Genomic DNA, 24,964 nt, shown 5'->3' with positions numbered 1-24,964 from the left:
ATTGCTGACTCCAAAGCTAGATTGGTTATTGTAATTATTGTTATGACTATAATTCAAAAATAGCCGTCAAAGCTAAGAAAATTTTATTGGTAGTTGCATTTTAGAGTACAAAATGAAGTAAAAATTAGTGATTAATTAACGATAAATCCAGCATCAACAATGCTTGGCTTACTGATGAAAGCAATCTTTTCCAGTATAATCCCCACTATTTTAACGTAGAACGGTTAGGCAGCATGTCGAAAATTAATAAAGTGGTCTTGGCTTATTCTGGAGGTTTGGATACCTCCGTTATCCTCAAATGGTTGCAGGATGTGTATCAGTGTGAGGTTGTGACGTTTACAGCCGACTTGGGACAAGGCGAAGAAGTCGAACCCGCCCGCGCAAAAGCTAAGGCAATGGGCATCAAGGAAATTTACATCGACGATTTGCGGGAAGAGTTTGCCCGTGATTTCGTTTTCCCCATGTTCCGTGCCAATACGGTTTACGAAGGCGAATACCTGCTCGGCACCTCGATTGCACGTCCCCTAATCGCCAAACGCTTGATTGAAATCGCCAATGAAACCGGTGCGGAAGCCATTTCGCACGGTGCAACGGGCAAAGGTAACGACCAAGTGCGTTTCGAGTTGGGTGCTTATGCCTTACGTCCCGACATCCACATCATCGCGCCCTGGCGGGAATGGGATTTGACTTCACGCGAAACCCTGATGGCGTACGCCGAAAAGCACGGCATTCCGGTGGAAATGAAAAAAGGCAAGTCGTCGCCTTATTCCATGGATGCGAATTTGCTGCACATCAGCTATGAAGGCAGGGTGTTGGAAGATCCTTGGACAGAACCCGAAGAAGATATGTGGCGTTGGACAGTTTCACCTGAAGCCGCACCGGATAAAGCGACTTACCTCGAATTAACTTACGTACAAGGCGATATTGTTGCCATCGACGATGTGGCTCATAGCCCAGCAGAACTCATTGAAAAGCTGAATAAAATCGCTGGAAGCAATGGTATAGGCCGACTGGATATTGTTGAAAATCGCTATGTCGGCATGAAATCACGCGGTTGTTATGAAACCCCGGCGGGAACGATCATGATGAAAGCGCATCGTGCCATCGAATCATTAACGTTAGATAGGGAGGTCGCGCATTTGAAGGATGAACTCATGCCGCGTTACGCTTCGCTGATCTACAACGGCTATTGGTGGAGTCCTGAACGGCTTATGTTGCAAACCATGATTGATGCCTCACAAGCCAACGTCAACGGCAAAGTGCGCGTTAAGTTGTATAAGGGCAATGTCGTTGTCGTAGGTCGTGCATCTGCAACAGATAGCTTGTTCGACACCAACATTGCCACCTTTGAAGACGATGGCGGCGCGTACAACCAAAAAGATGCTGAAGGTTTTATCAAGTTGAATGCCTTGCGGATGCGGATAGCGTCGGCAAAGCGTTCAAAATAAGTGGACGGGTGAAATCTCTAACTTGATTGATAGGGCGGAGTGGCAAACCTAGGTTTGCCACTCCAAAAACAGCTAAATAGTGGAAACAAGCTAGAATTATCCTTGTATAATCACAATCCCGATAGTAACGACACAAATGTTTTAAAGCGGTGATGTCCAAACAATAACAGTCCCTTCAGATTTTATGAAGCGGACAAAAATAACAGGCGACATGCAAGAGAAACGCACAGAGATTGTTAAATTACAAGGGGTTGTGCGAACTATCCCTTCCCATCAGCAGTTGGTTAAAGCCAACCGTTTGCTGGTGAGTGCTGTGTTTCTGTTGATGGTAATTGTTTTGGTGGTCGGTTTTGTGTTCATCCCCAGTTCGGATGTCATCAATAATTATGCAAAAATCAACACTGCCACGATTGCCGCCCAAGGCACAGATCCCGCCGTATCCGCCGAAGTCAACACCTTGAAAGGCCAGCTTATCGGCTTGCTCAGTGGTTCAATTGAAGGCAAGTTAAAGGCGCTAGAACAAAGCGTAAAGTTAGGCTCAGTCGATAATTCCTTGGGAACGATAGCCGATCTTAAAAATGACATCAAAGTGCTGCGTTCCTATTCAGATACCCCCAAAAAATCAGAAGCAGTGGTTTCCAACGTGCAACTGGCAGAAGAAGTCTCTCATCTTAAACACCTTATCTACGCCAGCCTTGCCTCTTGTGGGCTGATGTTTGTGGCGGCGGCAGGAGTTTGGGTTAAATACCGTAAGCGCTTGCCTTATAAGGAAATTAAGAAGGGGTATTTGGGTAAGCGTTGATTTATTTTGCAGCTATTTTGACGACTATGTTGCCTTGTCCTTAGATGTTTACGAATAGTTCAAAGACAGCGGCAGCATCAAAACATTTGAGGAGGGGTTGTAAACCCAGCCTTGCGCGAGTGGCTTTACTCAAAACTAGGCTATCTCAGCTCAGCTGCGTTTGAAGCTAATAATAGTCACTTAGTGGAGCGTCCATGAAATCGCGGCAAGATCAACTTATTCGATGCGTATGTTAAAGCACATGGCGTAAATTCGTAGGCGGATCTTGACCCGCCCGTACTTAACTTATAAAGATTTAAATGTGAAATTAAATGATGAATCGTAAATTAATATATTCAGCTATATTTTATTTATCGTTAACCTCATGTGCTTCTCAGATTACAACAGCAAACTCTCTTATAACGACCGTGTACGTTGCTAAACAATCAGAAGTGATGGAGTCGCTTAAAAAAGTCGTAGGTAGTATGGAAAATTATTACCTCATTCCTAAAAATAAAAACGAGATAATTGTCCAATATGATCCTTCCAATCCTGTCATGGGTAGTGCAAGCGTTTTAATAAGTTTTGTCTTGGCATCGGGGTTAAAAAGTGATGGTGAAAGTGTCACCGGAATAGAGCTTGTTTATACGGATGTCACTCCTCTTTTTAGCCAAGATACTACATTTAGTGGCGCTGATCTTATTGACCGCCTAAAATCACCTTTGGATGATTACTTGCACTTCAAAAGAATACAAAAATATCAAATTCAGCGTTATTAAAGTCGAGTAGGGTACGCGCCGCGTACCTTTTTTAGGCTTACTTCACACGGAACATTTTGTAGTGGTATTCGGAGCATACCCTACGAACTCTTGAAAGAAGTGCTAAATTCATTAGCAAATACCCTTGTATTTCTACACAAATTGTATATACAATGAGCCATGCAGTTTGAATGGGATGAACGTAAGCGGGTTACCAACCTTGAAAAACATGGCCTCGATTTTCTTGATGTCGCCGAAGTTTTTGAAGTTTCCCATGTTGTTGTCCCATCCACAATTAGCAGCGAGCTGCGTTTTCTTGCTATAAGTGTTATGCAAAACCGCTTTGTTACGGTTGTCTACACGATGAGAGGTGAGATAATCAGGATTATTTCTTTTAGGAGATCACGCCATGAGGAAAGACGAAAATATCATGAGTTATACGATGAATGAGTTGAAAGCGAAACGCGGCGAGAGTCTTACGGATTGGCGCAAGGTCGATGCAATGAGCGACAACCAGATTGATGGGATCATTGCCGCAGATGACGATGAGCGCGACTTTTCGCCCGACTGGACGAAAGCTGAACTGGTGTTACGGGAATCTAAGCAATCTATTAACTTGCGCCTTGACCGCGATATTGTGGAATTTTTTAAGGGGCAGGGGCGAGGACACATTTCAAGAATGCAAGCCGTCTTGAAAGCCTATGTTGACGCACATCAGCCTAAAACATAAGTGATAGAATTTACCGCACAATATTCTGATGCACCTGTCATGCTAGGTTTTCTCAAATAGCAGACATAAAAAAACCGCCTTCATGCAAGATTAAGGCGGTTTTTCGGGAGAAGAATTTTCTTCTTATTTAGTGCTGATGTACTTATACAAAGCATCAATCGCCATTTCTTCAGTGTAACCTGCTTTAGTTACAGCTGCATTTTTCATGATTTCACCCATTGCTTTTGGCATACCGCCTCGACCATTTGTAAGCACTTCTTCAAACTTTGCGCGATCCAAAGTGCCTGCTTTGATATTTGCAGTTAATTGTGGGTTGGAAGAAATATCATGACAAGTGCCGCAACCACGACCAAAAGCACGGTCATAGATTTTTTTGCCGATATCAGTCTGTTCATCAGCGAATACTGATCCGCTCAATGCGATTAACGCCACACCTGCTAATGTTCCTAATGTTTTTCTCATGTTGACCTCTCTTGGTGGATAAAAAAGAACCCAAGCATGTATCCCTTGTGGTTCGGTTGGTTATTATAAGGGGGAAAGGATAAGAAATATAAGCACATAATTCAATTGTTTTATTTCAAAATCCGCTTTTTATTTTCAGCGACCTTATTATCGCTAGGTAGTATGAACTCGAACTGAATGCCATTACAGCTGTAAAAACCCTGCTCCTGCTGAAAAAATCTGGGGTCAGGGGATTAAAAGCAAGCGCTTAACCCTGCACATCCCGATTTTGTACATCTAGTTTAGGAAAGGTGTAAACACTTGATTTTAAGGGTGCTGCCCAAACCATTTAAGCTTGTTATGTAAGCACACTACAGTGCCGATAATGATAAGTGTCGGTGCTTTAATATGTTGATTTTTAACCAAAGTTGGTAAAGTTTCTAATGTGCCGGTAAGCACTATTTGGTTGTCCGTCGTACCTTGTTGTATGAGGGCGATAGGTAAGTCCTTGGGGCTTCCGTGTGCAATCAGAGAATGACAGATTTGCTCCAGCCCGATCAAGCCCATGTAAATAACCACGGTTTGATTGGGCAATGCCAGTTGCGTCCAATTGAGGTTAACACAATCGTCCTTGAGATGGCCGGTCACGAACACGCATGATTGGGCATGATCGCGGTGGGTTAGTGGAATGCCCGCATAGCTGGCGCAACCTGATGCAGCGGTAATGCCAGGAACGACTTGAAAATGAATACCTTGTGCCATCAAAGTTTCGATTTCTTCGCCACCACGACCAAAAATGAATGGATCGCCGCCTTTTAAACGAGCCACCCGTTTCCCCGCTTTCGCCAAGTCAGTGAGCAATTGGTTGATGGAAACTTGCGGTAAGGTATGGTTTTGCCGTTGTTTGCCGACATAGATTTTTTCTGAATCCCGCCGCGCCAGGTCGATAATTTCCGGTGACACCAAGCGGTCATAAACCACGACATCGGCTTGCTGTAACAGGCGCAAGGCGCGAAAAGTCAATAAATCCGCCGCGCCTGGACCTGCACCTATCAAATAGACTTCGCCATTGTTAACAGTACCATCGTAATCGTTAAGTGCTTGTTTTAGAAGTTGTTCGGCTTTCTGTTCATTGCCAGAAAAGACTTGTTCGGCAATGATGCCCTGGAAGGTATTCTCCCAAAATATTCGTCGTTGTGGGGCTATGTTGATGCGCTGTTTGACCTTATCCCTGAATTTCTCAGCAAGGTTTGCTAACCGACCATAAGCAGGCGGAATGACGGATTCTATTTTAGCCCTGAGCAATCGTGCCAAAACTGGGGCAGAACCGCCGGAAGACACTGCTATGACAATAGGGGAACGGTCAACGATGGCAGGAAAGATAAAGCTGCTAAGTCCAGGATTATCGACTACATTGACAGGAATTCCCTGTTCTGTGGCTGTGTTGGCAACCAGTTTGTTAGTTTCTATATCGTCAGTTGCTGATACGATCAGCTTGAATTGCCGTAAATCAGCTTGTGCAAAAGCTGTTTGTTGTAAGGTCAATGAATGGGAATCCTGCATAGCCGCTACTGTTGGGCTAATGTCCTTGGCAATCACGGTAATGTTTGCCCCGGCGCGAGATAACAATTCGATTTTACGGGCGGCAATGTCGCCAGCGCCTACGACAAGGCAATTTTGCCCTTTCAGCTTGAAAAAAACGGGGAAATAATCCATTACAGGTGCAACGTTGATTGAGATGAAGGTGTTATTATAGGCAATCTCTTATGCAGTACGTTAGAAATTGGCAATGACAGATATAACCTTAATTGAATGCGACCTGGAAGTGGATGCCAGCGGCTTAAACTGTCCGTTACCGTTATTGCGCTTGAAAAAAGCTTTGATGGAAGTGCAAAGTGGCGACGTGATCAAAATTATCGCCACCGATCCTGCCGCACACTTAGATATTGGTGTTTATGTTGAGCAAACCGGACATCAGACACTTGAATTCACTCGGCAATCCAATGTGCAGGTGTTTTTTATCAAGAAAAAATGAGTGAAAATTTTTGGTTAGTGGGTTAAACCTGTCTATTTGATGACCTTTTAGGCTTATGCCTGTAAATCGCGTGTATTTTGGATTGCAAACCCAGGTTTGCTACTCCGCTTATCAATCAAGTTAGAAATTTCACCCACTACCGATTTTTGTAATCCACATATTCTCTATTTTTGGAACTGTTGATTCGGGCAATTCTCCGTTCTTAAACTAATAATCGACCAGTTAGCTTGTTCAGCATAGAACCTTAGCTTTTCGTCAGGATCAACTGCGACGGGATTGTCCACCCGCTTCAGCAAGGGCAAATCATTATGCGAATCACTGTAAAACCAGCTATTTGCGAGGCTTTCCGAAGACTGCTCCAGCCAGGCTTCCAGTAGCTTGACTTTACCTTCCTGGAAGCAGGGGATTCCGGTAAAAGTGCCGGTATATCTGCTGTCCACAAAATCTGGCGTGGTCGCCAATAAAAGGTCAATGCCGTAGAGCTTGACGATAGGTTCGGTCACGAAGCGATTGGTGGCAGTAATCACCATCAGTGTGTCACCACGTAAACGATGTTTGTCGATAAGCTGTTGGGCTGGTTTTAAGAGCAGTGGTCGGATGATGGTTTCGATAAATTCACTGCGCCACCGACAAAGGTCATCAGTTTTATTATCCGCCAACGGCTTCAATGAAAAATGCAGGAATTCAGTAATATCCAGCGTTCCTTGCTTGTAATCGCTGTAAAATTTAGCGTTGGCTTCTTCGTAATAAGCCTTATCAACTATGCCTTGGTCAACCAAAAACTGCCCCCAAAGATAGTCGCTGTCATCGGCAATTAGGGTATTGTCTAAATCAAAAATCGCTAAACTCACAGGCTACCTGTCTTTTAAAATTAAAGGGATATGCTATCTAGCATCTGGGCATTTTTTGTGGAACAATGGCATCATTAATTGAAATCCATTCTATTTCTCGATTTTAGCATACGCAGGCTGTAGAGATGGGAGTGGTAAAAGACAAAGGTTTTTTTAACATGATCGACTCAAAAGGATACCGGCCCAATGTCGGCATCATCCTTTGCAATGACGAGGGTCGCGTGTTTTGGGCAAAACGGGTGGGTGTGGACTTGTGGCAATTTCCGCAAGGTGGCATCAATCCAAATGAAGACCCTGAGACAGCGATGTATCGTGAATTGTGGGAGGAAACGGGGCTGCAAACACAGCACGTCCAGGTGCTTGGGCGAACGCGCTATTGGCTGAGATACCAGTTGCCTGACCGCTACATTCGCAAAAACTCCATTCCGTTGTGCATTGGACAAAAGCAGATATGGTATATGTTGCGCTTGGTTAGCCATGAATCCAATGTGCGTTTTGATCTTTGCCCTAAGCCCGAATTTGATGGCTGGCGCTGGGTGGACTATTGGGAGCCGCTTAAGGATGTGGTGTACTTCAAACGCAAGGTTTACCAACGGGCGATGACTGAATTAGGAGCTATTCTCACTATTGATTCAGTTCCAGTGGATGCGTCAGGCTATCTGACTCTGACGAATGAAATCAGCAAAAATAAACCTAGGTTTCAATAACCTTTCGGGTTCGCTTGCAAGCCCTTTAAGGGTTCTGGCAAGCGGACGATATCGGAGTTCATACTGCCGTCAGCGTATAGACTAATCCAACGATAACCCGGAGATGTGTCGTCTAAGCTAAAACGTTCGCTTTGGGGCTTGAACTGAAAACAGGTAGAGGGAGTGGTCAATATCCGCACAGAATCGACCTGAACATCCATAGCCTGATGAATATGACCATTGATGATGGTTTTCACCATTGGGTAAGGCTTGATAAGGTCGAATAACTCCTGGGCATTTTCAATTAGCATCGTATCCATCCAACGGCTTTTGGTGGGTAGGCAATGATGATGGACGGCGATAAGGGTAAAGAGATCGGGGTTATTTCTTAAACACTCGTCCAGAAACGCTAATTCTTCAATCGACAAGTAGCCGCCTTCAGAGCCTGGAATTTGGCTATTCAGGCTAATGATTTGCCAATTTCTCAACACGATATGCTTCCGGCAATTAACCTGTTCCGTGCAAAATACTTCTTGCATAATGTCGAAATCATCATGATTGCCGGGTAAGCAAATACAAAGAATATCATGCGCTTGAAGCTTGCTTAGAATGTGCTTATAACTCGCTGGGCAAGGATCTTGAGCCAGATCACCCGTGACCAGGCACAGGTCAAATTTCCACTTTGAGCTAAAAGCGTGTTCGAGTACGGCATTGAAATAATGCGCCGTATTAACACCTAACAGCGTTGCTTCCGGCGTAGCTAGGATATGCGGGTCGGTAATCTGCAATATCGAAAAGTGAGAGGAAGATTTACCCATATCTTTCTGTCATTCAATAATTTTACAAAGCACTTTGGAGTTTCTTTCTGGGCTGTAAAGCGTTTTTAGCGATTCAGGAAGATTGTCTATCGTCGAAGGTTGGAAACCCCGCTCAATAAACCAGTGCGCCGTTTGCGTTGATAACAAAAATAGCTTCTTAAGCTTTAATTGCTTGGCTTTTTGGCAGACGTGATCGAACAATCGCTGACCCCGCGCTGAGCCTTGATAATCAGGATGTACTGCAAGGCAAGCAATAGCGCCAAATTGACCTTGTTCATCGGAATGCAACGCCATACAGCCGATAATAAGGCCGTCTATGTCCAGGACAATATAATCCGCGATTTCCATTTCGATTTTTTCCCGTGAGCGTTTTGCCAGTTTGCCTTGTTGTTCCAAAGGTTTGATAAGCTCCAGGATGCCGCCGATGTCGTCGAGCGTGGCGGTACGCAGTGCTTCAAACGGCGTTGAGCTTATCAGAGTCCCTACGCCATCATGGCTGAACAGTTCCAGCAGCAAAGCACCATCGACGTTCCTATCAATCAAATGAACGCGCTTTACCCCCGACTGGCAACTTTGGATGGCGGCTTTAAGGGGTAGAGCAATTGTGTTTGGCATATCTTTGTGCTTTTTTAAAAACAAATTCGCTTCGTCGCTAGTCATTTGACGAATGGGCTGATTATTATCAGGATTTTTGATGTTTTGTTCTGTGAGTAAGATCAATTTTTCCGCTTTTAGAGAAATCACCACCGCCGTTGCGACCTGTTCAGCAGACAAGTTAAATACTTCACCCGTAGGTGAGTAGCCGATGGGCGAAATTAAAACCACATTTCTCTGCTCCAGTTGTTGCTGGATGGCGTTGCTGTCGATACGGCGCACCTCGCCAGTGTGGCAATAATCAACACCATCAATCACGCCTAAAGGTTTGGCGGTCACAAAATTACCGGATGCTACTTTAAGGCCGCTACCTGCCATCGGCGAATTCGCCAAGCCCATCGACAATAAGGCTTCGATTTCCACACGCACCGTACCCGCCGCTTCTTTTACGCACTGTAAGGCGACATCATCGGTAATGCGAAGGTTGCTATGGAAACGGGCAGGGAGGTTCAGCCTTTGTAAGCGTTGGTCAATTTGAGGACGAATGCCATGCACCAACACCAAACGTATGCCTAAGCTGCTCAGTAAGGCGAAATCATGGACGTGGTGATCGAAATCCTCAGCCAGCACCGCCTCGCCGCCAAAAGAAATGACAAAGGTCTTGTTACGATGGGCATGGATGTAAGGCGATGAATTCCGAAACCAGCTTACAAAGTCGTTATGGGATTCCATATTCGTTTATTGATGCTCGCTTGTTGTGGTGTGACTGGTTTTATAATCGTCAATTAAGGCTAGGCAATAATTATAACGGTCTTTTTAAAGACTACTTGCCAAATATATGCGGTTAAGAAGGGTAATTTTTCACTCGAGTTTTAGCAGGGTAGGGTGGGCAGGTTTTTTTGCCCACCGATTTGCATCGCCGATTTATTCCATGTGGGCAGAAAAGCGTTGTCCACCCTACCTGACTTCAAATGTCACATAACCGTCATGTCAATACCCTCAAGGGCATAAATGTGGCACTACATCTTTCGCCTTTTGCCTTTGGTCTTGCACCTTAATTATCCGTCACCGCCCCTAACGATGCCGAACTCACCAACTTGGCGTATTTTGCCAATACACCACGGGTATAACGTGGTGCAGGTTGTTGCCATTGTTCTGAACGGCGGGCAATTTCGTTTTCATTGACGTGCAAGGTCAATTGATTGGTTTCGGCATCTATGGTGATCTGGTCGCCGTTTTGGACGATTGCCAACGCGCCGCCGACGTAGGCTTCTGGCGTGATATGCCCAACGACAAAGCCGTGTGTACCACCGGAAAAACGTCCATCGGTTATTAAAGCAACTTCCTTGCCCAAGCCTTTGCCCATGATGGCGGATGTGGGGGAAAGCATCTCGCGCATACCGGGGCCACCTTTCGGGCCTTCGTAGCGGATGACGATGACATCGCCTTTGACGATTTCGCCGTTTAATATGGCTTGTAAGGCTTGTTCTTCGGCATCGTAAACTTTGGCTGTGCCAGAGAACACTAAGCCTTCTTTGCCGGTAATCTTGGCAACTGCGCCTTCGGGCGCAAGATTGCCGTATAAGATGACTAGATGGCTGTCTTTTTTGATTGGATTATCCAAAGAGCGAATCATATCTTGCTGATCGGGATAAGGTTTTACGTCCGCAAGGTTTTCCGCCAGGGTTTTACCCGTAACAGTCAGGCAATCGCCATGCAACAGGCCGCAATCCAGCAATATTTTCATGAGCGGTTGAATGCCGCCAATTTCAATCAACTCTGCCATTTGGTATTTCCCGCTGGGTTTTAAGTCGGCGAGCATGGGAACGTTTTTACCGATGCGGGTAAAGTCATCCAAGTTAATATCAACGCTGCTGGCATTCGCCATTGCCAAGATATGCAGCACGGCATTGGTTGAGCCACCGAGCGCGATGACCACCGTGATAGCATTTTCAAATGCCGCCTTGGTCATGATGTCGCTGGGTTTGATATTGTTTTTTATCAATTCCATCACTGCCGCGCCTGCGTGTTCGCAATCCAGGCGTTTGTCTTCTGAAATAGCCGCTTGCGCGGAACTGTTAGGCAAGCTCATACCTAAGGCTTCTATGGCGGAAGCCATCGTGTTCGCGGTGTACATGCCGCCGCACGAACCCGCGCCAGGGATGGCTTTGGCTTCGATTTCTGCTAATTCGGCATCATCAATTTGGTTGTTGGCTCGTGCGCCAACGGCTTCAAATACGGACACGACATCCAGTTTTTTGTCTTTGTGGCAACCGGGCATAATGGTTCCACCGTAAACAAAGATAGCCGGACGATTCAGCCGCGATATAGCCATCATGCACCCCGGCATGTTCTTGTCGCAGCCGCCGATAGCAACAATGCCGTCAAAACCTTGGCAACCGACGACAGTTTCAATCGAATCGGCAATGACTTCGCGGGAGACCAGCGAATACTTCATGCCTTCCGTACCCATCGAAATGCCGTCCGAAATAGTGATGGTGTTGAAGATGACGGCCTTGCCATTGGCCTTATTGACACCTACTGCCGCATCGTCTGCCAGTCTATTGATGTGTATATTGCAGGGCGTGACCATACTCCAGGTCGAGGCAATGCCGATTTGCGGTTTGCTAAAGTCTGCTGTGGTAAAGCCGACCGCATGTAGCATGGCGCGGCTAGGTGCGCGTTCCATGCCGTCTACGACTTGGGACGAAAAGGGGCGGGTTTTGGTGTCGTTCGAGTTAGACATTAATGTCGATTTCCTGGGAATAGTGAGGAGCAGAAGGTTTTATTTAGGGTTAACTGTTATCAGAAACGATCCCAATTATTTTTACGTCGCCAAGCTAACTTTGGCAGAATAAAGCCCAAGAACACGCCAGCTAAGGATAAAAAGCCGCCATATAAGAACCAGTCCTGGGCTGCTCCATCTTTTAAGGCATTGTTTTCAAGTTTAAGTTGTTCCAGTTCGCGTTTAACATTCACCACTTCTTCTTGTAGTTTGTCGCGCTCATCTTTTATTTGGATTTGGTTTGATGCAGACTTTTTTATCTCAGTAAGCTCCCGATCCAGCCTGTCACGCTCTGTTGCCAAGGATTGTTCTAAGGGAGTGTCTGGCGTGACGGCTATTTTAAGTTTAGCCATTTCAGCTTTAAGCGTACTGTTTTCGGATTGTAAAGATCCTAAATTTTTGGATATGATGCCAGGTTGCGTCTGGCTGGGCGGTGTCAACAGGGTGTTTTTGCTTGCGATGAAGCCTTGCATACCATCTATTAATTGAATGTGTGAAAAGCCAGTTTTGACGTTTTCGTTTAATACTTCTACGGGGGTGCCTATAGGCAATAGGCTTATAACTCTGGCTTTGTTGCTTTCTTTGCTTCTGAGTGGGATATCATTAGTATTAGTGACATAGACTGTCTTGGCGTATGCGGGGGTGAAACTAATAAGTTGAGTGATAAGTAAAAAGAAAAAAAAGCGAAGTTTTTTCACATGAGCCTCTGGCGTTGATTACGTGATACCGTTAAATATAGCTCTATTTCGCACACAATAGAAATTCAAGGAGTGCTTTTTGTGCATGTAAGCGGTTTTCCGCCTCAGCAAAGACGATGCTTTGTGGACCATCCATGACCTCGGCACTGACTTCTTCGCCGCGATGAGCGGGTAAACAGTGCATGAATAGCGCATCGTTATGTGCCACAGCCATTATTCCAGAATTGACTTGGTAATCTTTAAATGCCGCGCAACGCTGTTTTTGCTCCTCTTCTTGACCCATACTTGCCCAGACATCGGTAACAATTAGGTCAGCATTTTTTGCGGCGGCTATTGCGGTATCAAAAAACTGAACGTGCTCACCCGCATTATTTGCAATGGTCTTATCAGGCTGATAACCCGCCGGAGATGCAATATTGAGCTTGAAATCCAGCACCATTGCAGCATGTATATAGGAATGGCACATATTATTGCCATCACCAATCCAGGCGACAGTTTTGCCTTGAATGTCGCCGCGATGCTCGAAATAGGTCTGCATATCAGCAAGCAGTTGGCAGGGATGCTGCTTATCGGTTAGTCCGTTTATCACAGGGACAGATGAATGCTGGGCAAAAGTGGTCACTGTTTCATGCTTGAAAGTACGGAGCATAATGCAATCGACCATGCTGGAAATAACTTTTGCGCTATCTTCCAGTGGCTCGCCACGACCGAGTTGGGTATCTCTGGACGATAAAAACAGGGCGTTGCCGCCAAAATGCGTCATACCTGCTTCAAAAGAAATGCGGGTGCGGGTCGAAGATTTCTCGAAAATCATCGCAAGAACCTGTCCTTTTAAAGGCTGATAATCAGGGTTGCGATGATTTTTAAGCTCGATAGCACGGTTGATTAAGCCGCGAAATTCGCTGGTGCTAATATCAAGTAGGCTTATAAAATGTCTAGGCTGCATGGTCACTAACCGGTGAAAGTTGTTCTGTAAATTGTCCAATCAGCAGTGCAAGCATATCTATAAGCTGCTGTATTTGCATGTCATCAATGATTAATGGTGGTAATAGGCGGATAACTTTGTCTTGCGTCACATTAATCAACAAGCCGTTTGCCAGTGCTTTTTGCACCAGTTCGGCACAAGGTGTGTCGAGTTCGATGCCGATCATCAAGCCTTTATGACGAATTTCGATGATATGAGGATTATTTTGCAATAGCCCTGCAAGCCCTGAACAAATGGCTAAACCTTTGGTTTCAGCCGTAGCGATGAGATTATCTTTATCCAAGGTTTCCAGCACGGCTAAAGCTGCGCTACACGCCAGCGGATTGCCACCAAAAGTCGAGCCGTGATTACCCGCCGTGAATAATGTTGCTGCTTTGCCCGATGCCAAACACGCGCCGATGGGTACGCCATTCCCCAAGGCTTTAGCCAAGGTACAGACATCGGGAAGAATGTCGTTATGCTGGTAAGCCAAGAATTTGCCTGTACGTCCCATCCCGGTCTGGATTTCATCTAGCATCATTAGCAGATTGTGCTGGTTGCAAAGTTGGCGGATGTTGTTCAGGTAATCGCTGGCAGGGATGTTAATCCCGCCTTCACCTTGGATAGGCTCAACTAAAATCGCAACAATGTTTGGATTCAGTTCGATAGCAGATTTGATTGCGGCAATGTCGTTATATGGCACACGAATAAAACCTTCGACCAGCGGCTCAAAGCCTTTTTGTATCTTGGCATTGCCAGTAGCACTGAGTGTTGCTAAGGTGCGACCATGAAAACTGCCATCAGTAACGATGATGGCAGGATTGCTTACGCCGAGTTCGTGAGCAAATTTACGGGCAAGCTTAATCGCCGCTTCATTTACTTCCGCGCCGGAATTGCCGAAAAACACATTGTCCATGCCGCTTAAGTCAATCAGCTTATCAGCTAACTGTTCTTGCACCGCGATTCGATAAATATTGGACGTATGTAGCAACTTTTCACTTTGTTTGCAGATGGCTTGGTGGATGGCAGGATGAGCGTGACCCAAACCGCAAACCGCAATACCAGACAAGGCATCAAGATAGCGTTTGCCATTTTCATCCCACAGCCATGCGCCTTCACCGCGCTCAAAAGTGACGGCTAAACGATTGTATGTGGGCATAACGTGACTGCTCATAAATATCCACCTGAACACAAAAGGGCAGTGAATGACTGCCCTTGAAATAAAGTGCCTGTTAGCACTCGGAAAAACCCTTGATTATAATTTTCAATACACGGGGAAGCAAGCCTATTTTTGTAAAACTTCCTGTTCGCTTATGATAAAATTAGCGTAATTATTTTTTTGGAGAGTGGTACGCACATGAATGTTAATGAAAGAATTAAAGACCAGTTAGAAAACAATCCAGTCGTTTTGTATATGAAAGGGACACCGGATTTTCCGCAATGCGGTTTTTCGGGTCAGACCGTGCAAGTGTTGAATGCTTGTGGTGCAAAATTTATGCACGTCAATATTTTTGAAGATCTAGAATTACGCGATGCGCTGAAAGTGTATTCCAGTTGGCCGACTTATCCTCAACTTTATGTCGGTGGAGAGTTAGTAGGTGGCTGCGATATTGTGACTGATCTGTACCAAAAAGGTGAGTTGAAGGCAATGTTGGCTGCGGTAGGCGGGGTAGAAGCCTAAATCCGAAGTCGTTAAGTCTGATTTGTTGCTACTTCAGTATTAGCTCCATTTGCTTCCAGCGGTTGACGATTAGACAAAACAACTCGGCGGTTTTTTCAGCATCATAAAGTGCTGAATGGGCTTTTTCATCTTCCCATTCAATGCCTGCGGATTGGACTATTTTAGATAATACAGTCTGTTGATAAACCAGTCCACCCAGCGTGGCTGTGTCGAAAGTGCTGAACGGATGAAATGGACTGCGTTTTGTTTTAGTACGATGAATGGCAGCATTCAGAAAAGCAATATCAAAAGCCGGATTATGGCCGACCAAGATGGCGCGGTTGCAGTTATTACGCTTGATGGCTTTTTGGATTGGAGTAAATAGCAGATCTAGGGCTTCTTGCTCTTCAACTGCCATACGGAAAGGGTGGTGTGGATCTATGCCGTTAAACTTAAGGGCAGCATCATCCAGTTCGGCATTTTTAAAGGGTATGACGTGTGTTGAATAGCGTTCCGTCATAACAAGGTTGCAATTGGAGTCATACTCGACAATCACCGCAGCAATTTCCAACAACGCATGTTTTTTAGCGTTAAAGCCGCCTGTTTCTGTGTCAATGACAACTGGGAGGTATCCTCTAAAGCGTTTGTCGAGGGGGATTGCGGGTGTTGTCATCAGCGTGAATGGATGGCTAAATTAATTGATTGTACGATGAGTTAGGATGTCGCAGGATATTCCGACTTGTGGTATGTTAACCGTAGTTACAACAAAACAAAAATAATAGCGACTTAGGGGCATAAAATGCGAAAGAAAAAACAAGTGGTGCAGGCAATCGGTCTTGCGTTTTTTTCCTTTTTGGCAGGTTGCGCGACAACCCATAATGCCAGCGATCCGCTGGAAGGCTGGAATAGGGGGGTGCAATCATTTAATGATGATTTCGACCAGTACGCGATGAAGCCGGTAGCAAAAGGCTACAACTGGATAATGCCCCAGTTTGCCGATCAAGGGGTGTCCAATTTCTTCAGCAATCTTAACGATATTGGCGTAACTGTTAACGATTTGTTGCAGTTTAAGCTTGAGCAGACGGGTTTGGATGGCGCACGTTTTTTGCTTAATTCAACGGCAGGTTTAGGTGGCTTGATTGATGTCGCCTCTATGATTGATCTACCTAAACATCATGAAGATTTCGACCAAACCTTAGGTGTTTGGGGTGTTCCAGCCGGACCTTATTTCGTATTACCGTTGCTAGGTCCAAGTTCGCCCAGGGGTGTGACAGGTTTAGTGGGCGATGCCGCCTTAAATCCTGCGACTTATGTCGGGTTCGGTGCATTCCCCGGCATGAGTAATGGTGTAGAAGCAGCTATCTCAAGCGGAATGTACGTTGTTAACGCTATAGACAAACGCGCCGATAACTTAGCGACTGAAAAAGTCGTGTCAGAAGCGGCATCGGTGGATCGCTATGAGTTCATCAAGAATGCCTACTTTCAAAGACGAAACTTCCTGGTTAACGATGGCAACCTGCCAGAAGGCGATGGTGATCCACTTGACAACTCAGAAGACGGTAGTCTAGCACCGCTTGATCCGCATCCGCGCTAACTTGCTAATACACGGAACGCTGCATTATTGATTCCCCGTATTTTCCCAAGCAATAAAAAAGGGGCATAAGCCCCTTTTTTGCAGTTAACATTCTGCTAACTGCTTAATTAAATTTGCTGAAATACAACAAAATCCCCGCCAAACCGATCACGATTAATGGCACGGCAAAATAGCCATGTTGAGGACCTTCGGTTGGTCCGCCAGCACTGGATTTTATGGCTGGATCATTCGATGAATCATAGGGTTGCCCTTTTTTTACCGATGGCGTGGCGGATGAAAACAGCATTGTAAGCTCACTAAAACTTTGGCTGACGACGTTATTTCGAGATTCCAAAGGCAAAAAACTGTTTGCTGTAACAGGGAAGCTGGATAAAGCAGACAGGATTAACGTAAAGCTTAAGAGCATTTTCATATTTTTTATCATTCTTATCTCCTCTTTTATCGAGATTAATAGGTTCTGTCCTTATTCAAATTGAAATAGTAGTCCTACATTCAGCGTAACAGGATTTATTGAAAAAGCGATTATTAACTTATGGCTACTGAACTTGCCAGCAAATCGTCTCATTCGCTTTAAGTGGCGTAATCGAAATACCGTTATCACCATAGCTTGCAGCCACGTCCCAACTGGTTTTTTCCAAGGTAATCGTATCGGTATTTCTAGGTAAGCGGTAGAAGTCGGCACCGTAAAAGCTGGCGAAGCCTTCTAATTTATCCAGTGCATTCGCCGCTTCAAAGGCTTCGGCATAGAGTTCCAAGGCGATAGGTGCGCTGAAACAACCGGCACAACCACATGAAGATTCTTTGAGATTAGTCAGATGTGGTGCGCTGTCGGTACCCAGAAAGAATTTAGGATTGCCGCTGGTGGCGGCTTTTACTAATGCTAAACGGTGTTGTTCGCGCTTCAACACGGGCAAACAATAATGGTGTGGACGAATGCCACCGACGAACAAGGCATTGCGGTTATACAACAAATGCTGCGGGGTAATGGTTGCGGCTACATTCGTACTGGTCGATTCAACAAACTGCACGGCTTCGGCTGTCGTAACATGCTCCAAGACGACGCGTAAATCAGGGAAATGTTTGATGATATTCGTCAGATACCTGTCTATAAACATCCGTTCCCTATCGAAAATATCACAATCCGCATCTGTCACTTCGCCATGTATTAGCAGCGGGATTTGGTGCTTTTCCATTGCCGCAAACAGCGGATAAGCCGCAACAATATCGGCAACGCCCAAATCAGAATGTGTGGTCGCGCCTGCTGGATAAAGCTTGAAGGCATGGATATATTCAGATTCCGCCGCTTTTTTAATATCCGCTTCCGTGGTTGCAGCAGTCAGGTACAATGTCATAAGCGGCGTAAAATCCACGCCCATCGGCACTGCCGCCAGTATTTCATCCCGGTACGTCAATGCCTGATCGACCGTCGTGACCGGCGGCTTCAAATTGGGCATGATAATGGCACGGGCGAATTGCCTTGCGGTATGCGGTAACACGGTTTTCAAAATCGCGCTGTTTCGGACGTGTACATGCCAGTCGTCTGGGCGGGTAATGGTTAATGTTTTCATTATTTGCGGGGATGTCTGTAAAATGCCCTGTTTGAAGGCGAATGCTATTGTATATATGAAAATTAATAAAATTTTTTTTAAAATATCGCTGGCGATCATTGTTGCTGCTTTGTATGGATGTGCTTATTATCCGTTTTGTTTGTTTGGGTGTACCAATAAATATTGGTATGAGCGGATAAAGCGAGAGGAGGAAAACAAATGTAGTAGCCAGCCGCCTCCTGCAATTGATAGCTGCCTTGAGCGATTAAATAAAGGATCATACGAAGATTACGAGATAATACGCAAACGCACTGTCGGCAAGCAATAGTGAGTGATACTTTTCATAGTCAACCTCACTTGAAAAAACAAATTTACACCCCATCATTATCAGGTTAACAGTTCTTCTTTGGAGCGATTATGCCAATATACGAATATCAATGCCAATCTTGTGGGCATGGGTACGAAGCCTTACAAAAATTCAGTGAAGCAGCCCTGACTGAATGTCCTGCATGCAAAAAGCCGGAGTTAAAGAAAAAAATTTCCGCATCAGGATTCCGGTTAAAAGGTGCTGGTTGGTATGAAACCGATTTCAAAAGTGGCAGCAAAAAGAATGTTGCTGGTGAATCAGCAAGTTCGACCAGCACAGCGAGTTCAACCAGTTCTAGCGACTGAAAATCCTCATGAAGATGGGTGTAACCACACCCTTTTGTCCATTCCACATTAAACTAACAATCCAGAGATTACTATGCGTACCCACAAGTGCGGAGAACTTAATAAACAACAACTAGGAGCAACCGTCACCATCTGTGGATGGGTGCATAGACGGCGGGATCACGGCGGCGTGATATTTATCGACCTTCGGGATCGTGCTGGCCTGGTGCAAGTGGTCGTTGATCCTGATGTGGCTGATGCTTTCGCTATTGCAGAACACGTCCGTAGCGAATACGTACTCGCTATCACGGGAATCGTGCGAGACCGTCCTCAAGGTACGAGTAATACTAATATGATTTCTGGCGAAATCGAGATACTAGCAAAGCACATTGAAGTGCTGAACGAATCAGAAACACCGCCTTTCCCTATAGAAAGTGAGATCGAAGTCAACGAAGAGCTGCGTTTAAAGTACCGTTATATCGACTTACGCCGTGTTGCCATGCAGGAAAAAATGAAAGTGCGCCGCGATGTCACTCGGATGCTGAGGAATTTCCTGGACGACCACGAGTTTTTTGAAATTGAAACACCTTATCTGACTAAGGCAACACCTGAAGGCGCACGGGATTACATTGTGCCTAGCCGCACCCACGAAAATTCATTTTTCGCCCTGCCACAATCACCGCAACTTTATAAGCAAATCCTGATGGTGGCGGGGATGGACCGCTATTACCAAGTCGTGCGTTGCTTCCGCGACGAAGACCTCCGTGCCGACCGTCAGCCCGAATTCACCCAGCTTGATATTGAAACCTCGTTCATGAACGAAGACGAGATCATGACGATCATGGAAGAGATGATCCGCCAGTTGTTTGCGAAAGTGATTAACGTAGAACTGGACGCAAAATTCCCGCGCATGAGTTATCAGGAGGCGGTCTCCAAATACGGCATTGACCGCCCGGATTTACGGATTCCGCTTGAGTTGGTCGATATTGCCGACGACATGAAAGCGGTTGATTTCAAGGTATTCTCCGCACCAGCCAACGACCCTAAAGGTCGTGTGGTCGCCATGCGTGTACCTAACGGCGGCGAAAAACTCAGCCGTAAGGACATTGAAGACTTGACCAAATACGTTAGCATTTACGGTGCCAAAGGCTTGGCTTATATCAAAGTCAATGACCTTGCTGCTGGTATCGAAGGTTTGCAGTCGCCTATCGTCAAATTTGCCCCTGCCGAAGTCTGGGCGAGTGTGCTGGCAAAAACTGGCGCACAGGATGGCGATTTGATCTTCTTCGGCGCAGACAAAGCTAGTATCGTCAATGAAGCGATGGGCGCGTTGCGGGTAAAGCTCGGCCACGACTTAAACCTGATAGAAGGCGAGTGGAAACCCGTTTGGGTCGTTGATTTCCCCATGTTCGACTGGGACGAAAAAACCGGACGCTACAACGCCATCCACCACCCGTTCACCGCGCCCAGTTGCTCGGTTGAAGAACTGGTCGCCAATCCAGGCACAGCCTTATCGCGTGCTTATGACCTGGTGTTAAACGGCACAGAAGTTGGTGGCGGCTCCATCCGTATCAACCGCCCCGCCATGCAATCGACCGTATTTGAAATTTTAGGCATTGGCGAGGAGGAAGCGCGGGAAAAATTCGGCTTCCTCCTGGATGCGCTGAAATACGGTGCGCCACCACATGGTGGTTTGGCGTTTGGCCTTGATCGACTGGTCATGCTGATGACCGGTTCGACCTCCATCCGTGATGTCATCGCCTTCCCCAAAACCCAATCGGCGGCCTGCCCTTTGGTCAATGCGCCAGCCGTGGTGACGGACGAGCAGTTGAAGGAATTGGGGATAAGGTTGATTAAGCCAGCGGGGAAATAAAATTGTAGGTTGGGGTGAACTTGTGAACCCCAACAAAAAATTAGCTGTAATGTTGGGGTTCACAAGTTCACCCCAACCTACGCGCTATTTCGCCCTACGATCTTTAATCATCGCCACAAGCTGGTCAAGTGCCGCACCCCAGCCATCGTGAAAGCCCATTTGTTCATGTTTGATACGGCTTGCGCTGTCGGCGTGCATGACCAGGGCAGTATATTTTGTGCCGTTGGCGTGTGGTTCTAAGGATATGACTGCCGTAAATACAAATTCTTCACAAGGATGGTCAGGGTAAGGTTCAGCTTGCTTGGCGGGACGATAACCCGGACTAAGTGCGTTTGTCCAAACCAGCTTTTCGTTTTTGATAATCTCCAAATAACAACTAACACCTGGGAAATCTTGCCCTTCTGGGGATTGCATAGTAAAGCTAAACATTCCCCCTGGACGCAGGTCAATTTCACAGGCGATGGTTTTCCAAGGTGCGGGTGTGAACCATTGCGTAATTTGATCTGGGGTTGTCCAGGCTTGCCAGACCAGATCTTGCGGCACGTCAACAACACGTTCAAACCAAAGATCCAGTTCAGGGTTGAATTGATGGGTGGTGGGTAATGTCATGGTTAATTCTCCTCTAAGTTAAGCGTTTTAAGATAGTTGTCCAGTTGGTCAAAGCGTTGCTCCCAAAATTGGCGATAGAGTTCGAGCGGCGGGATATACGCATAGGGTTCAAGCACTATCGCAATTATGCTATACGAATTTTAATCATAGCCAATTTAATCTATTGGCACTTTCTAAATTGCAAGGTAAAGTATTGGTAAGCATCAACAAATTTGCGGATTAAACACAAAACCGCAATAAATTATGAGAATTAATATGACGACAAATCCAAACACAAGTACGAAAAAATCCGAAGATCAGGAGTCAAAAGCCTTGATTCCGTCACAACAACCAGAACAGGACATATATCCAGAAGTGAGTGGTCGTTTTAGGGGAATGATTATATGGTTAGGGCTTGCTTTTGTTGTGATGGTTTTTTTGGTGCAACATTATTCGGGTTATAATTAAGCTCATCAGTTGTTCCACATTATTAGGCTCACTATCTATCTGATTGCTAATAATAAAATCATATTGTTTAGCCGTAAGGAGTGGTAAATGGAAAAGCAATCAACATTAGCCATGACAATCCTTGGGGTTTTGTTGGCAATCGGTATGTCCAGTGCTGCGTTTATCCTGGGTGTGCAGGCGAAAAAAGCGGCTTCTGGGCAGCAGTCGATTACGGTGAAGGGTTTGGCAACCAAAGATGTGCTTGCGGATAATGCCGAATGGACGGTGACGATTTCGGTGAATGAGCCGACTTTTGCCGAAGCATTAGCCAAGCTACGAGCTGAACGTCCCGCTTTGAATGCGTTTCTCACTAAAGAAGAGCTGGATAAATCCGGTTGGCAAGAAGGCGATGAATCGGTAACGGCACACATGGAAACGATTTATTTGCCGCAGGGTGGTACTAAAACCGAGCAAAAAGGTTACGATGCCAGCCAGAATGTCGTGGTTAGTAGCAAAGATTTGGCTAAAATTGAAGCCGCCAACAAGAAATTTCTGGCATTACAAGCCGAAGGCCATCCGGTAACTGCCAGTGCGCCGTTGTATCTGGTGAGCAATTTGGAAGACATCAAGATGTCACTGATTGCAGCAGCTACCGAAAATGCTCATAAACGTGCCGAAGAATTCGTCAAGCAAGATAAGGTGAATGTTGGTTTGATGCGATCGGCATCACAAGGAGCGTTCTATATATATGCGGCAGGTGGTAGCACAGATACTGATGACTACGGTGGCGTTTACGATAAGACCACGATCAAGAAGCTGGCGAAAGTGGTGGTGACTATTGTCTATAATATTGAGCAATAGTTAAGCTTGGGATATGTAACGTAAGGCATTTCTGATGAAGTCCTTCGGCAAGTTCAGGACGAACGGGTATTGATTCCGTCTGTCCTGACCTAGTCAGTCCGTTAGTGCAATCCGTTCGTGGTAAGCTTATCGAACCATGAATGGACTTAGAAACGTCCTTAACGTTAAAAGAAAATACCAATCAAGACAACCTATTCAACTCAGCTATCATTTTTTGAGACGCTTTATAATCGGTACCCGACCAAGCTACTTTCCCATCTGGCGTGATGATGGCGAAGTAAGGCAGACCAATTTTTAGCTGACGATGTTCCTGGCTGGCGCGAAATTGCTCAAACTCTGGTTCTTTGTCTACCAACTTCACGGCGATAGCCTTTTCTCGTAAGGCTAGATTCAACTGCTCATTGCTTGCGGATTCTTTTTTAAACTCTGTGCAGTTAGAACACCAGCTCGCATAAAAATCAATAAAGATAGGTTTTCCGGTCTTTTGGGCTACTTTTTTTGCAGCATCAAAACTTCTGTACCAAGATATTCCTGCTTCTTTTTGTATCGATAAAGCGGCTGGAATATTGCTGGATGCAGCATTCTGCACACTTCTGTTTTGTGCAAAGGATTCCGCCTGGGCGATATTCATAAAAGGCAATTGTCCCAAACCAGCAACCACCAGCCAACCGCCAACTATGATGGATAACACCCCAACATAATGTTGCATTTTTTGGTTAGGTTGGGCATCTCGTGGCATCAAAGTCAATACATGGCAATGTACGACAGCAATCCAGATTGCCACCAAACCAATAGCAAGTGTTGTCGTCGTTGACGGTTCGACTCCCAATACACCCATACCTTTTTGCAGATAGGTATAGGCAAAGTACAGGATCATAAAACCAAAAGCGTATTTGACTTTATTCATCCAGTAACCGGCTTTAGGCATTTTTTTGAATTTGACTACGCTGATAATAAAAAACGGCAAGCCCACACCCAAACCAAAACCCGACATCATCACACTGCCTTGCGAGGAGATGGCCAGTTTATCCCAAAAACCCATACTTTGATTGATCAACGCCAGAGCGGCAGCCTTTTCAGCAATGTTATCAGCGACTTGTAATAGCAATGCGAACACAATAGGCCCAACACAAGGTGAGATTACCAAGCCAGCAACACTGCCCATCAATAAAGTGCCAGCCACGCCTTTTACCTTAGATGAATGTTGGTCTAACGAATGAACTTCATTTTGCATAAAACTCAGTTCATAGAAGCCCAGTAAAGCCAAGGCAAAAAAGGCGAAAAATACGGCAAAACCCAGGTTAACAAAGGCCGATTGCATGAAGGTATTGAATGCGCCGCCCGTCATCCCTGCCATTAAGCCTAACGCCATGTAAGTGATGACAATGCCGACAAAATAGGCGAGGGCATGTTGCTTTTCCTTGCTGGCTTCGCCATTAGCCCTGCCAACTATAAACATCGAGGTAATTGGCAACATGGGGTAAACGCAAGGCGTGGCAACGGATAACAAACCCGCAATAAACATCAAACCGAACATAACGAGCATGTTGTCCTTATTGTTGTTGAATAACGCCAACAGCTTATCCATAAAACTCAGCGATTCATCTGCCTGAGTACCGGCTTGGGCGGATGCTGTGCTTGCTGTAGTAGGTAGCTTCAAGTCCGCTTGCGTCGTTTGTGGGCGGAAACACACGTTAGTCAATTCATTGCACAACTGATAAGTGAGTTCCAAGCTTGCAGAATTGACAATTGCTGGCTTAGAGCCAGTTTGCGCCAGTTCTAGGGTGAAATCGCCCTTATCACGCAACACGTTCGCCTTTACCAGGCTGTCATGTACGCCAGCAGGTTTTTGTAACTTGCTGATAGTTAGGCCAGAAGCGGCCAATTTTGAGTTAGGATCAACCGTAACGGGGATATAAATGTTCTCATCACCAGTATCCAGATAAGCATGATGATCTTTAGGTACAGTCAATGACAAGCGGTATTGCGCCGGCCATTGGTCGGTATTGAGCGGTGTAATGCTCAAGCTTGCTTTGGGAACTTCTGCATAGCTTAAGCTTATGCTTAATATCCACAGCATTAGAATTGGTAGTAGTTTTTTCATGGTTATTCACCCAATTAGTGTTTGTTAATAGTTATCCAGTATTTCTGCTT

At 45.6% G+C, this 24,964-nt stretch carries 28 protein-coding genes; 14 read left to right on the top strand and 14 right to left on the bottom strand.

The window, feature by feature from the left end; translation table 11 throughout:
* Positions 1 to 233: 233 nt before the first annotated feature.
* The 5 genes from AC1YY3_RS07475 (at position 234) to AC1YY3_RS07455 (ending at position 3,717) form a co-directional block, all read left to right on the top strand.
* The gene (locus AC1YY3_RS07475) at positions 234 to 1,448 is read left to right on the top strand and encodes an argininosuccinate synthase (RefSeq protein WP_481823220.1); all 1,215 of its coding nucleotides are present in this window, start codon (positions 234 to 236) and stop codon (positions 1,446 to 1,448) included.
* Between the two features lie 184 nt (positions 1,449 to 1,632).
* A complete protein-coding gene (locus tag AC1YY3_RS07470) occupies positions 1,633 to 2,250 on the top strand; it encodes a hypothetical protein (RefSeq protein ID WP_481823221.1) in 618 nt (205 codons plus the stop codon).
* 314 nt (positions 2,251 to 2,564) lie between these two features.
* On the top strand, positions 2,565 to 3,008 hold the full coding sequence (locus AC1YY3_RS07465) for a hypothetical protein (protein ID WP_481823222.1): 444 nt from the start codon (positions 2,565 to 2,567) through the stop codon (positions 3,006 to 3,008).
* Positions 3,009 to 3,167: 159 nt separating this feature from the next.
* Positions 3,168 to 3,437, top strand: coding sequence for a BrnT family toxin (locus tag AC1YY3_RS07460; protein WP_481823223.1), 270 nt, complete (start codon positions 3,168 to 3,170; stop codon positions 3,435 to 3,437).
* Positions 3,397 to 3,717: a BrnA antitoxin family protein gene (locus AC1YY3_RS07455; RefSeq protein ID WP_481823224.1), complete on the top strand. Its 321-nt coding sequence runs from the start codon at positions 3,397 to 3,399 to the stop codon at positions 3,715 to 3,717. Before AC1YY3_RS07460 ends, AC1YY3_RS07455 begins: the two co-directional genes overlap by 41 nt.
* Before the next feature lie 123 nt (positions 3,718 to 3,840).
* On the opposite strand, the gene AC1YY3_RS07450 is transcribed toward AC1YY3_RS07455, so the two are convergent.
* Positions 3,841 to 4,179: a c-type cytochrome gene (locus AC1YY3_RS07450; protein ID WP_481823225.1), complete on the bottom strand. Its 339-nt coding sequence runs from the start codon at positions 4,177 to 4,179 to the stop codon at positions 3,841 to 3,843.
* Between the two features lie 306 nt (positions 4,180 to 4,485).
* Complete coding sequence (gene cysG / locus AC1YY3_RS07445) at positions 4,486 to 5,874, bottom strand: siroheme synthase CysG (protein ID WP_481823226.1); 1,389 nt, start codon at positions 5,872 to 5,874, stop codon at positions 4,486 to 4,488.
* A gap of 73 nt (positions 5,875 to 5,947) precedes the next feature.
* On the opposite strand from cysG, the gene AC1YY3_RS07440 reads away from it, so the two are divergent.
* A complete protein-coding gene (locus tag AC1YY3_RS07440; protein WP_481823227.1) occupies positions 5,948 to 6,193 on the top strand; it encodes a sulfurtransferase TusA family protein in 246 nt (81 codons plus the stop codon).
* A gap of 164 nt (positions 6,194 to 6,357) precedes the next feature.
* Here AC1YY3_RS07440 and AC1YY3_RS07435 read toward each other — a convergent pair whose 3' ends face one another.
* Positions 6,358 to 7,044: a histidinol-phosphatase gene (locus AC1YY3_RS07435; protein ID WP_481823228.1), complete on the bottom strand. Its 687-nt coding sequence runs from the start codon at positions 7,042 to 7,044 to the stop codon at positions 6,358 to 6,360.
* Between the two features lie 158 nt (positions 7,045 to 7,202).
* On the opposite strand from AC1YY3_RS07435, the gene AC1YY3_RS07430 reads away from it, so the two are divergent.
* Positions 7,203 to 7,751, top strand: a complete 549-nt coding sequence (locus AC1YY3_RS07430) for an RNA pyrophosphohydrolase (protein ID WP_481823229.1) — start codon at positions 7,203 to 7,205, stop codon at positions 7,749 to 7,751.
* On the opposite strand, the gene cpdA is transcribed toward AC1YY3_RS07430, so the two are convergent.
* The 6 genes from cpdA to AC1YY3_RS07400 form a co-directional block, all read right to left on the bottom strand.
* Positions 7,745 to 8,548, bottom strand: a complete 804-nt coding sequence (gene cpdA / locus AC1YY3_RS07425; RefSeq protein WP_481823230.1) for a 3',5'-cyclic-AMP phosphodiesterase — start codon at positions 8,546 to 8,548, stop codon at positions 7,745 to 7,747. The two genes, AC1YY3_RS07430 and cpdA, sit on opposite strands and share 7 nt — an antisense overlap.
* A 9-nt stretch (positions 8,549 to 8,557) precedes the next feature.
* Positions 8,558 to 9,874 (bottom strand): amino-acid N-acetyltransferase, encoded by a 1,317-nt coding sequence (gene argA, locus AC1YY3_RS07420; RefSeq protein WP_481823231.1) that lies wholly within the window; start codon positions 9,872 to 9,874, stop codon positions 8,558 to 8,560.
* 322 nt (positions 9,875 to 10,196) lie between these two features.
* Positions 10,197 to 11,888: a dihydroxy-acid dehydratase gene (ilvD, locus tag AC1YY3_RS07415; protein WP_481823232.1), complete on the bottom strand. Its 1,692-nt coding sequence runs from the start codon at positions 11,886 to 11,888 to the stop codon at positions 10,197 to 10,199.
* A gap of 59 nt (positions 11,889 to 11,947) precedes the next feature.
* On the bottom strand, positions 11,948 to 12,625 hold the full coding sequence (locus tag AC1YY3_RS07410; RefSeq protein ID WP_481823233.1) for a TIGR04211 family SH3 domain-containing protein: 678 nt from the start codon (positions 12,623 to 12,625) through the stop codon (positions 11,948 to 11,950).
* Positions 12,626 to 12,668: 43 nt separating this feature from the next.
* Positions 12,669 to 13,571, bottom strand: coding sequence for an ornithine carbamoyltransferase (gene argF, locus AC1YY3_RS07405; protein ID WP_481823234.1), 903 nt, complete (start codon positions 13,569 to 13,571; stop codon positions 12,669 to 12,671).
* Positions 13,561 to 14,763, bottom strand: coding sequence for an acetylornithine/succinylornithine family transaminase (locus tag AC1YY3_RS07400; protein ID WP_481823235.1), 1,203 nt, complete (start codon positions 14,761 to 14,763; stop codon positions 13,561 to 13,563). Before AC1YY3_RS07400 ends, argF begins: the two co-directional genes overlap by 11 nt.
* Positions 14,764 to 14,946: 183 nt before the next feature.
* Here AC1YY3_RS07400 and grxD point away from each other — a divergent pair, with 183 nt between their 5' ends.
* Entirely contained in the window at positions 14,947 to 15,270 is a 324-nt protein-coding gene (gene grxD, locus AC1YY3_RS07395) for a Grx4 family monothiol glutaredoxin (protein WP_481823236.1), read from the top strand.
* 28 nt (positions 15,271 to 15,298) lie between these two features.
* On the opposite strand, the gene rnt is transcribed toward grxD, so the two are convergent.
* Entirely contained in the window at positions 15,299 to 15,922 is a 624-nt protein-coding gene (gene rnt, locus AC1YY3_RS07390; RefSeq protein WP_481823237.1) for a ribonuclease T, read from the bottom strand.
* A gap of 126 nt (positions 15,923 to 16,048) precedes the next feature.
* Here rnt and AC1YY3_RS07385 point away from each other — a divergent pair, with 126 nt between their 5' ends.
* Positions 16,049 to 16,843 (top strand): MlaA family lipoprotein, encoded by a 795-nt coding sequence (locus tag AC1YY3_RS07385; protein ID WP_481823238.1) that lies wholly within the window; start codon positions 16,049 to 16,051, stop codon positions 16,841 to 16,843.
* Positions 16,844 to 16,946: 103 nt separating this feature from the next.
* Here the strand turns inward: AC1YY3_RS07385 and AC1YY3_RS07380 are convergent, their stop codons facing one another.
* Together AC1YY3_RS07380 and pyrC are read right to left on the bottom strand one after the other, a co-directional pair.
* Complete coding sequence (locus AC1YY3_RS07380; RefSeq protein ID WP_481823239.1) at positions 16,947 to 17,267, bottom strand: hypothetical protein; 321 nt, start codon at positions 17,265 to 17,267, stop codon at positions 16,947 to 16,949.
* A 112-nt stretch (positions 17,268 to 17,379) separates the two neighbouring features.
* Positions 17,380 to 18,411, bottom strand: a complete 1,032-nt coding sequence (gene pyrC, locus AC1YY3_RS07375; RefSeq protein WP_481823240.1) for a dihydroorotase — start codon at positions 18,409 to 18,411, stop codon at positions 17,380 to 17,382.
* A 55-nt stretch (positions 18,412 to 18,466) separates the two neighbouring features.
* Here pyrC and AC1YY3_RS07370 point away from each other — a divergent pair, with 55 nt between their 5' ends.
* The 3 genes from AC1YY3_RS07370 to aspS all read left to right on the top strand — a co-directional run bounded on the left by AC1YY3_RS07370 (position 18,467) and on the right by aspS (position 20,914).
* Entirely contained in the window at positions 18,467 to 18,718 is a 252-nt protein-coding gene (locus tag AC1YY3_RS07370; RefSeq protein ID WP_481823241.1) for a hypothetical protein, read from the top strand.
* Between the two features lie 89 nt (positions 18,719 to 18,807).
* Positions 18,808 to 19,062, top strand: a complete 255-nt coding sequence (locus tag AC1YY3_RS07365; RefSeq protein WP_481823242.1) for an FmdB family zinc ribbon protein — start codon at positions 18,808 to 18,810, stop codon at positions 19,060 to 19,062.
* Between the two features lie 73 nt (positions 19,063 to 19,135).
* Entirely contained in the window at positions 19,136 to 20,914 is a 1,779-nt protein-coding gene (gene aspS, locus AC1YY3_RS07360) for an aspartate--tRNA ligase (protein WP_481823243.1), read from the top strand.
* An 84-nt stretch (positions 20,915 to 20,998) separates the two neighbouring features.
* On the opposite strand, the gene AC1YY3_RS07355 is transcribed toward aspS, so the two are convergent.
* A complete protein-coding gene (locus AC1YY3_RS07355) occupies positions 20,999 to 21,523 on the bottom strand; it encodes an SRPBCC family protein (RefSeq protein WP_481823244.1) in 525 nt (174 codons plus the stop codon).
* A gap of 255 nt (positions 21,524 to 21,778) precedes the next feature.
* On the opposite strand from AC1YY3_RS07355, the gene AC1YY3_RS07350 reads away from it, so the two are divergent.
* Together AC1YY3_RS07350 and AC1YY3_RS07345 are read left to right on the top strand one after the other, a co-directional pair.
* Positions 21,779 to 21,970, top strand: a complete 192-nt coding sequence (locus AC1YY3_RS07350) for a hypothetical protein (protein ID WP_481823245.1) — start codon at positions 21,779 to 21,781, stop codon at positions 21,968 to 21,970.
* A gap of 87 nt (positions 21,971 to 22,057) precedes the next feature.
* Complete coding sequence (locus AC1YY3_RS07345; RefSeq protein ID WP_481823246.1) at positions 22,058 to 22,810, top strand: SIMPL domain-containing protein; 753 nt, start codon at positions 22,058 to 22,060, stop codon at positions 22,808 to 22,810.
* Positions 22,811 to 22,991: 181 nt separating this feature from the next.
* Here the strand turns inward: AC1YY3_RS07345 and AC1YY3_RS07340 are convergent, their stop codons facing one another.
* The gene (locus AC1YY3_RS07340; protein WP_481823247.1) at positions 22,992 to 24,914 is read right to left on the bottom strand and encodes a protein-disulfide reductase DsbD family protein; all 1,923 of its coding nucleotides are present in this window, start codon (positions 24,912 to 24,914) and stop codon (positions 22,992 to 22,994) included.
* Positions 24,915 to 24,964: the final 50 nt, after the last annotated feature.

This window comes from Methyloglobulus sp. (assembly GCF_964779595.1).
Note: the sequence above shows the minus strand (reverse complement) of the source record. Positions and strands in the feature narration are given on the sequence as shown.